Below are 8,375 nucleotides of genomic sequence, written 5' to 3'. Positions count from 1 at the left end.
AACGAAACAGTTAATTGAGTTGTCTCAATGGTTGGATGAAAGCAGTATTGGTTTACATATTATAGATATGAACGTATCAACCAAAGATGCGATGGGCAAAATGTTCTTTACAATGATGAGTGCATTCGCTGAACTTGAAGCTAACTTATTAAGTGAACGTACGAAAAAAGGGTTAGAAGCAGCACGAGCAAGAGGACGCAAAGGTGGAAGACCTTCATTACCTGACCACAAGCAAAGAGAAATCAAGTTTCTATATGATGAACAAAAACTTACAGGCGAAGAGATTGCTAAGAAGACTGGCGTTAGTCGTTCAACTGTATATCGTATATTAAAAAGTGAATTTTCACTTAAATAGTAAGGGCATATGTATTTATAAATACATATGCCCTTACTATCTTATTAAATTCTACTTAATTTTGAGTACAATTTAAATAATTCTGCTGTTGTTTCAGTTTCACTCAACCACGTTTTTTTACCATTTACTACTTTAGTGAATCCATAAGCTTCCATAACCGCACGATCATTATTTTGATGCGCTGTCATAAGTTCTGGATATAAATACATATATTTACCATACATTTCAGCTAATGAGTTATTAGGATATTTTTCACGTGCTTCAATAATTTGCTGTGCAGTTAACAATATTTTTTTTTTCTGCTCAGTTGTTGGATTTGGCCATGGAAAGTTATTATATACAATAGTGTTTGAATAACTATAACTTGGTCCATATTTGGCACCAACAACCTCAAGCCACGCCGTATGCACATTCGAAATAAGAATCCCAAAATCATATAAATTCCCTTCAGAAATATAAAATAATTTATTACCGGGTATCATCCCATTTTTCACAAATCCTATAGGTACATATTTTCTGTTACCTGATGAAACAATCGGAACAGCGATATATTCTTCAGATTTTGGAACTTTCACTTCGTCAAACCGATATGGTGTATTAGCCTTTTCTCTAGTAGCTTTTTTTGATGATTTTTTTCTATATTCTCTAACATCATCAATCCTCTTTAAAGTTAGAGGCATATTTAATAGCTCAGTAGGATTGATTTCAGGCATCCATAAACAAAATTTTTGTTTTCCTTCAATAAAATCTCCTCCCATAGAAAAAGGCTTAATCCACTTTTCTACAGATGGCTCTTTTTGAATCAATTCTTCTTTTTCATGAGGGCTTAAAATTAGTCTTTTATTATCAGTGGGCTGACTCCCTCTTAACATTACAGGTGCATTTTTTGATAAAGGAGTTTTTCTTTTACCAATAAGTACATTTTCTGCGGGTATTAGATAAGGATTAATTTGTTTTACTTTTTGAAATGTCCCATTTGGAAAATATAATAAAGAGGTTTTATCATTATTCATAGAAAAACCTATAATAACAACAAAAACTGTCGCTGCACTATGGGCATCATTATTCCATTTAAAAGAGGTATGGGCAAAGTTTATTTTCAAACCTCCTTCTATTAAATCCTCCCACAATGGTAAAACTTGTTGTCCTTGGCAAATTGAATTTGTAGAAACAAAAGCACAGCGTGTATCTTTGTTTTTAATATATTCAAATGCTTTTTTATACCAGCAACATACATAATCCAATACACCTCCTTTCTTTCCAAAGAGAGAGTCTCTTTCACTTTTTTGTCTTTTAGTCATTGTACCTATAGAATGTGCCTCTTCTGAAGAAACTCGTCCATTGTTAGCAATAAATGGAGGATTCCCTAATATATAATCAAAACTTTTTCCTTTAAGAATATCTTCCCATTCAAATTCAAGAGCATTACCTTCAATAACATTCGTATAAGATTTTAATGGTAAAAATTGATCATTTGAGTAAACAATATTTTTTGTTTCTTCCATCATTTGAGATTCAGCAATCCATAAGGCTGTTTTTGCAACAGAAACAGCAAAATCATTTATTTCTATCCCATAAAATTGATTAAGATGTACTTTAATAAGAGACTCCTCAACATCGAAAATTACATTATTACCTTTTATTATTTTAATAGCTTCATTTTCTAGTCTTCTTATACTTATATAGACTTCTGTTAAAAAATTCCCACTACCACACGCTGGATCAAAAAAATTAAATCTTGCCAATTTTTTTTGAAATAACTCCAACTTATTTTTTAATGTTTTAGGTTGTTTTATTTTTTTTATTTCATCTAATTCATTTCTTAAATCATTTAAAAACAAGGGGTCTATTACTTTATGTATATTTTCAATAGCTGTATAGTGCATACCTCCTGATCGTCTGATTTCTGGATTTAAAGTAGACTCAAAAACAGATCCAAATATAGTTGGGCTAATATAAGACCAGTCGAATTCGTTACTAGCATTATTTAATATAAGAGTGCGTAATTCTTCAGTAAATTGAGGAATTTCAATGTCATTTTCAACAAACATCCCTCCATTTACATATGGAAATTCAGACAGCTTTTCATCTAAATAAGGATCTCTTAAATTGATAGGTGTATTTAATACATCAAATAAATCTATAATAGCATTTCTAAAAAATCGGGCTTCAAAGTCAACTAAATAGTCATGAAACATACTTCTTCTTCCAAAAACGCCAGCATCCTCTGCATATAAGCAAAATACAATACGTACACATAATTGATTTATCGATTTTAAAGTTTGCTCATCATTTGGATTCTTATACTGTTTTAATAGTGTTTCATAAATTTTTCCAACTATCTCGCCAGCTTGCATAGAAACCTGAGTTTCTCTTTCAAGATGTTCATTGTTTTTATCAATCAAGAACTCTAACCGATAATATTCTTCTTCTAAATTTTCCAATTTAATAACTATTTCTTCTGAATTAGGTTTTTCCATATCATAAATAAAAATTTCTTTGAAATTACATGTTACTATCCATCTGGGTCTTTGAGAGTATGGTAAGTTTGCTGAGTATCTTTTAGCTTGTTGAAAAGGAGTTAAAAGACTACCATCAGATTGCTTTATTGCTTTTTTTAAATCTTTTGTTTTACTTTTTTGTTCAATTAATACATTTGTTTTTTCTATATATCCATCAATGAAACTAGTTTTATCTATTAAAACGCTATCCTCAAATTTAATATATTCTACAGCATTTTCTATATCGTAAACATGTTCTAATAGATCTAGCCAAAATGATTGGCTATCCTTTTTCTCTTCGCCTCTATTTTTCCATCTTGCTGCAAATTCTTTTGCTCTCTTTTTTTGTTCAATAACTTTCATATATTATACAGTCCTTTATTCTCAATTATTGGTTAATAAATCATTTTTATACATTAAATTTGTTCATTTTATTAAGTATAGCAAATAATTACATTCATTTTGCATTCCCACACATTATGATGTTATAATACATTTAACAAAGATATCTGCATTTTATGCACCAAACCCCTCACTACTAGGAATAGTGAGGGGTTTTTTAGTGCGGTTATGCCGCCTATTTACTTATCGTTACGCTTACGTAACCAATGCGCAAATAGCGCAACGATACAACCACTGATGACTGTGGTCGTGATGTGAACAAAGATATCTGTCATTTTTAGCACCTCCTCTCTACGTCAACTAGACGCCTGAGAGATAGGCGACTCTATCATTATATCATTTGTATCTTTTGAAGCATATGCACTTCCGATAAGTTGAAATATGTTAAATAGAAATTAAGATACTTAATACCAGTACCTATTACAGTATACTATCGTTAATTTGGTGTTTACAGAAATACCATGTTACTATCACCATCTTCAACACCTATATATTTCATAATATTTATTCAATACATTCTAAAATATGAATATAATTTTTGATAGCTTTTTCAGCTATATTTTGCATTGATTTGCCACTTGAGACAGACTCAATTTTAAGTAATTTATGTAATTCTTTGTTCACTTTAATCATTTTATATTCTGTTTTAATTTCTTTTTCCATTTTGAATAAACTCCTTAAAGTCAATTATATTAATCAATTGCATTGTTAATAATACCTTATTTAGCCGTTAAATTCTTTAATAGCATCCCTAATCTCTTCTTTTAATTTTTCATCATTTTTATAGCCATTCAAATTGATATATTCCGCATCGTTTTGGACATACTTTAAAAAGTCTTTAAATATATTCACATAGCCTGCATACTGATAATATTGTTCTTCTAAGTTCTCAAAATCTTCTTTTGAAACTTCATATTGACCATAACCTGCCATAAGCTTCATTTTAAGATCTTCGTTTTCTTTTTCAAGCGCATCAATGCGTTCATCGGCAGGATATACAACCGTCGGTTTAATCCGATTACCTAACGCAGTAAGTCGTGTATATGCCGTTGGATTTAAATTTCTTATTTCCGCAAGTTGCTTTACTTTTTCATACTCATCTTCAGTTAAATTAATATTGATTGTTTTAGCTTTTTTATGATTTTGATCTGGCATTTATATCCCCTCCATAACTGAGTAAATACTCAAAAAATAGAAACTATTTTAATTGAGTGATTGCTTAGTTATTATTTTAACATATGAGGGGATATTTGATGAGTAACCATTAATTATAAATACCATTTATATAATTAGTGATTACTCATCTTTAATGCGCACATTTTTGCGCATGGCACTAAGCAAATACTTATTCGTATTTGCTATTTTTTCGCAGAAAAAATCACAGGGGGCTTGGGGGATTCATCCACCAACAAGCAGGGTATCTAGGCACAAAGTGGCTAGTATTCCCAATGCTTGCCAAACCTCTGAAACGATGTGAGGAAGATTGTATTATGTTATAATACAATCAACGGAACAACGTGTCTTTCGTTAGAAAGCGAGGTGGAATTGTGAGCGAACGTAAAACAATGACTGAAGGTAACGAAGCTGTCGGGAAAAACCAAATCCCCGACCGCAAGGCACCGAAACAAATTAGTTTTCGTGTGAGCGAATCCGAATATTCAAAGTTACAGGCTTCGGCTGAAACTTTGAATATGAGTGTGCCTTTGTTTGTTAAAAACAAAGCACAAGGGGCTCGATTAGTGGCGCCCAAATTAGACAAAGTCACGCGCCAATCGATGGCCAAAGATATGGGTAAGTTGGGGAGCAACTTAAACCAAATCGCGAAAGCTTTAAATACGTATGGCGAACGCGCAAATATGGAACAAATGCAACAAGATATCGCCATCATGCGTGAGGAGTTGAATCATATATGGCAACAACTAAAATAAGTGCTACGAAATCAACATCACGAGCCATTAACTATGCAGAAAAACGCGCTGAGGAAAAAAGTGGTTTAAATTGCGACATCGATTATGCGAAAAGTGCGTTTAAAGCTTCTCGCGAAGTTTACGGTAAAACAGACGGCAACCAAGGTCATGTGATTATCCAGTCATTCAAACCAGGAGAAGTGACCCCTGAACAGTGTAATGCACTCGGTTTAGAACTAGCCGAAAAAATAGCGCCTGATCATCAAGTGGCGATTTATACGCATAGTGATACCGATCATGTACATAATCATATCGTGATTAATGCCATCAACTTAGAAACAGGGAAAAAATTCAATAATAACAAACAAGCACTTAAAGACGTCAGACAAGCAAATGATGTGGTATGCCGACATCATGGTTTATCCATCCCCAACAACCAAGCAGAGATGCGCTACACCCAAGCTGAACAAAATCTCATAGATAAAGGGAAATCATCATGGAAAAATGATATCCGATTAGCCGTTGATGAAACACAAGCGACAGATATGGAAAGTTTTCAAGAACAATTACGTCCGAAAGGCATCATTGTTGAACGTGTGACGGATAAAACCATCACATATAGACATATAGAAGCAGATAAAAAAGTACGTGGCAGCAAACTAGGAGATTTTTATGACAAAGGAGGCATTTCACATGGCTTTGAAGCCGAGAAACAACGTAGAAGAAGAAAATACGAATCAAAATCAACAACTCCTGAACGAACTCCAAAAGATCAATCACCGCATAGACAACCTAGAACAACGCTTAACTGGTCAGCTTTCGACCAATCAACCCAAACCCTCTTCAATGAACGAAAACGTCGTGAACGAACTGAAAGAGCAGAACGCGAAGCTCGGGAACAGGATGATCGAGCTCGAGCAGCAAGAGCAAAACAGATCGAATCAGAACCAACAATTAGTAAGCGAACTAAAGGCTTCGACCTTGAACTTTAAAAACTACTTAGATAAAACAGAAACCAAAGTGATTAAAATTTCCAATCAAATGTTATCTAAAATTGATACCAAACATATAACTGAGGATGTCGCAAAGGCGTTTAGACAAGAAAAATACGAGATGTATGAAGACCTCAAAGGGATTCGAATGGCTAACCGAGAACAGCATGAAGCATTGAACAACAGTTTAAAAGAAAATCAAAAGTTGAATAGCACGTTTAAATCGAGTATTAAAAGTATGACGCATGGTATCGGCGCCCTATACTTCGTTATTTTATTAATGGCCTTAGTTTCCATTGTGACCGGTCCGATTGGACACGTTTTAGGTATTGATAGCATGTACAGTGCGTTACATCATACGATTACACATACACAATCCGCATGGGGTTATTTATGGTATATCGCTTATATCATTCCTTATTTACTCTTTGTTTTAATTTTGTTGGGTTGTTTAAGTCTCTTAAGGCTATTTGAAAAGTAAAATATAACGTAAAGTATTTATAAGTAACAAGTGAAGTATGGTTCGCCATATGGAAACTCCCACTACTTTCCAGAGTAAAGTGGGGTTTTTATTTAAATTTTTTATTATCGCGTATAAAAAAACACACTGTCATACCAACAATAATATGACATTTAATATCTTTGAGTTATTTCTATATAGTATCAAGACAAGAAGAAACTCGTTTCACTCGTTCCAAAAACAAACAAAAAAGAGGTCCCTTATGTTTAATATCCAAGATCCAAATTATGCTAAAAGAACCATAAAAATATTCATATTCACAACAACCATTTTCTTAATCACTTTAATTCTAGCAATTATTTTTAGCCCATCACTCGAAACTCTTAAAAATATGACAGACGGACAACACGGAACCATTTCTAAAACAAATGGTTTAATAAAGGTTTGGCAATACATTCTAAACAACGGTTTTAAAGTGCCGTTTCAAATGCTGATACTTTCTTTAATTCCAATCCCATTTTTATACTTTTTAAATTTATTATCTACAACAATAATTACCGGAATAGTATTTGGTTTTGCAATCAATTTTGATTTAAATAAAGGCCTCACCATGGTTTTATCTTCAGCACCACATACAATAATCGAAATATTTGCAATGTGCTTTGTTATCAGTGGTTTATATAAATTAAATAAAACAATCATTAGAAAAATAAGTAATCTTTTTAGAAAAACTAAAAAACAAAACTTTTCATTTAAGTTAGCTTTCAGCAATTTACTTAAAATATATTTTCTAATCGCTTTACCTTTATACATACTCGCAGCATTTTTAGAGACATACCTCACAGATTTTATATATAACTTATTTACCTAAATTCAACGTTGCTTTATTGTCTATACCAATCTATTGCTCTTTTCTCTATTTTTTTCACGTATTTATCTTTGCCATTTACATAGGATTTTATATCTTCAGGATAATTCTTGGCTAATTTATTTTTTAATTCCCCATACTCTTTCGCGATTTCTTTATGAGATTTTAGATATTCTTTAAATGCTAAATGACGTTCTATTTCTGTTTTATTTTTATAGTCAAATACATGTAAGTGGTGAGTTCTTTTTATTTTTCCTTTTCTAAAAAATCTTCTTCTAGGAATACCATTTTCCCCTAAATTTTCGTATCCGAGGTCATTCAATTTTTTATTAAATTCATCAACTTTTTCTATATTTTTCACTACTACCATGATATCTATTATGGGTTTTGCTTTTAATCCTTGGATTGATGTACTGCCTATGTGATGAATATGAATTATTTCGTCGTTAAAAATAGTTTTTAATTTTTTTGCTTCGTTATTAAAATTTTCTTGCCAATTTGGTTGATAATCTTTAACTTCTACTCTCATTTTAGCCTTCCTTTTTTGTTTTTTTGAAACGAGTGTAAACGAGTTTCTAAAAACCCAAATACACCCAACTTTATAAATATGGATTTCCGTATTTTTCACAATATTTATAAAAACCAAATCTATTCATAAATATTGTCTTTTCAATACTTTTATCAGAATCAAAATCAATCTCTCTTAAAATTGATTCAGTAAATTCAAGTGATGCTGTACCATTTGCTGTTATAAGCATATTATCAACAACACTTTGCTTTTCTAAAAACTCATTCTCAGGTTGGTTCTGTTGCAAAGTAAAAAAATATAGCTAACCACTAATTTATCATGTCAGTGTTCGCTTAACTTGCTAGCATGATGCTAATTTCGT

General features: G+C 32.0%; 11 protein-coding genes. 5 read left to right on the top strand and 6 right to left on the bottom strand.

Features of this window, described 5'->3' with window-relative positions:
• The coding region (locus CD129_RS06120; protein WP_126577736.1) for a recombinase family protein at nucleotides 1-355 on the top strand (355 nt) is incomplete at its 5' end.
• A gap of 44 nt (nucleotides 356-399) precedes the next feature.
• On the opposite strand, the gene CD129_RS06115 is transcribed toward CD129_RS06120, so the two are convergent.
• The 4 genes from CD129_RS06115 to CD129_RS06105 all read right to left on the bottom strand — a co-directional run bounded on the left by CD129_RS06115 (nucleotide 400) and on the right by CD129_RS06105 (nucleotide 4,413).
• Nucleotides 400-3,219, bottom strand: coding sequence for a DNA methyltransferase (locus CD129_RS06115; protein WP_115337983.1), 2,820 nt, complete (start codon nucleotides 3,217-3,219; stop codon nucleotides 400-402).
• Nucleotides 3,220-3,437: 218 nt separating this feature from the next.
• Nucleotides 3,438-3,533: a type I toxin-antitoxin system Fst family toxin gene (locus CD129_RS06110; protein ID WP_115337982.1), complete on the bottom strand. Its 96-nt coding sequence runs from the start codon at nucleotides 3,531-3,533 to the stop codon at nucleotides 3,438-3,440.
• A 229-nt stretch (nucleotides 3,534-3,762) separates the two neighbouring features.
• Nucleotides 3,763-3,921, bottom strand: coding sequence for a hypothetical protein (locus CD129_RS13180; RefSeq protein WP_153672652.1), 159 nt, complete (start codon nucleotides 3,919-3,921; stop codon nucleotides 3,763-3,765).
• 60 nt (nucleotides 3,922-3,981) lie between these two features.
• On the bottom strand, nucleotides 3,982-4,413 hold the full coding sequence (locus CD129_RS06105; RefSeq protein WP_115337981.1) for a plasmid mobilization protein: 432 nt from the start codon (nucleotides 4,411-4,413) through the stop codon (nucleotides 3,982-3,984).
• A gap of 392 nt (nucleotides 4,414-4,805) precedes the next feature.
• Here CD129_RS06105 and CD129_RS06100 point away from each other — a divergent pair, with 392 nt between their 5' ends.
• The 4 genes from CD129_RS06100 (at nucleotide 4,806) to CD129_RS06085 (ending at nucleotide 7,488) form a co-directional block, all read left to right on the top strand.
• A complete protein-coding gene (locus tag CD129_RS06100; RefSeq protein ID WP_046838087.1) occupies nucleotides 4,806-5,186 on the top strand; it encodes a plasmid mobilization protein in 381 nt (126 codons plus the stop codon).
• The gene (locus tag CD129_RS06095) at nucleotides 5,168-6,157 is read left to right on the top strand and encodes a relaxase/mobilization nuclease domain-containing protein (RefSeq protein WP_046838088.1); all 990 of its coding nucleotides are present in this window, start codon (nucleotides 5,168-5,170) and stop codon (nucleotides 6,155-6,157) included. Before CD129_RS06100 ends, CD129_RS06095 begins: the two co-directional genes overlap by 19 nt.
• Nucleotides 6,147-6,638 (top strand): DUF334 domain-containing protein, encoded by a 492-nt coding sequence (locus tag CD129_RS06090; protein ID WP_115337980.1) that lies wholly within the window; start codon nucleotides 6,147-6,149, stop codon nucleotides 6,636-6,638. Before CD129_RS06095 ends, CD129_RS06090 begins: the two co-directional genes overlap by 11 nt.
• A gap of 241 nt (nucleotides 6,639-6,879) precedes the next feature.
• Nucleotides 6,880-7,488, top strand: coding sequence for a stage II sporulation protein M (locus CD129_RS06085; protein WP_069814815.1), 609 nt, complete (start codon nucleotides 6,880-6,882; stop codon nucleotides 7,486-7,488).
• A 13-nt stretch (nucleotides 7,489-7,501) separates the two neighbouring features.
• Here CD129_RS06085 and CD129_RS06080 read toward each other — a convergent pair whose 3' ends face one another.
• Nucleotides 7,502-8,014 (bottom strand): GrpB family protein, encoded by a 513-nt coding sequence (locus tag CD129_RS06080; RefSeq protein ID WP_069814817.1) that lies wholly within the window; start codon nucleotides 8,012-8,014, stop codon nucleotides 7,502-7,504.
• Nucleotides 8,015-8,084: 70 nt separating this feature from the next.
• Nucleotides 8,085-8,300, bottom strand: a complete 216-nt coding sequence (locus tag CD129_RS06075) for a type 1 glutamine amidotransferase family protein (RefSeq protein ID WP_243832053.1) — start codon at nucleotides 8,298-8,300, stop codon at nucleotides 8,085-8,087.
• Between the last annotated feature and the right edge of the window lie 75 nt (nucleotides 8,301-8,375).

Origin of the sequence: Mammaliicoccus fleurettii (assembly GCF_003970575.1) — a bacterium.
GTDB classification, from domain to species: domain Bacteria; phylum Bacillota; class Bacilli; order Staphylococcales; family Staphylococcaceae; genus Mammaliicoccus; species Mammaliicoccus fleurettii.
The sequence above is the reverse complement of the archived record's forward strand: the minus strand, read 5'-3'. Positions and strand labels throughout refer to the sequence as shown.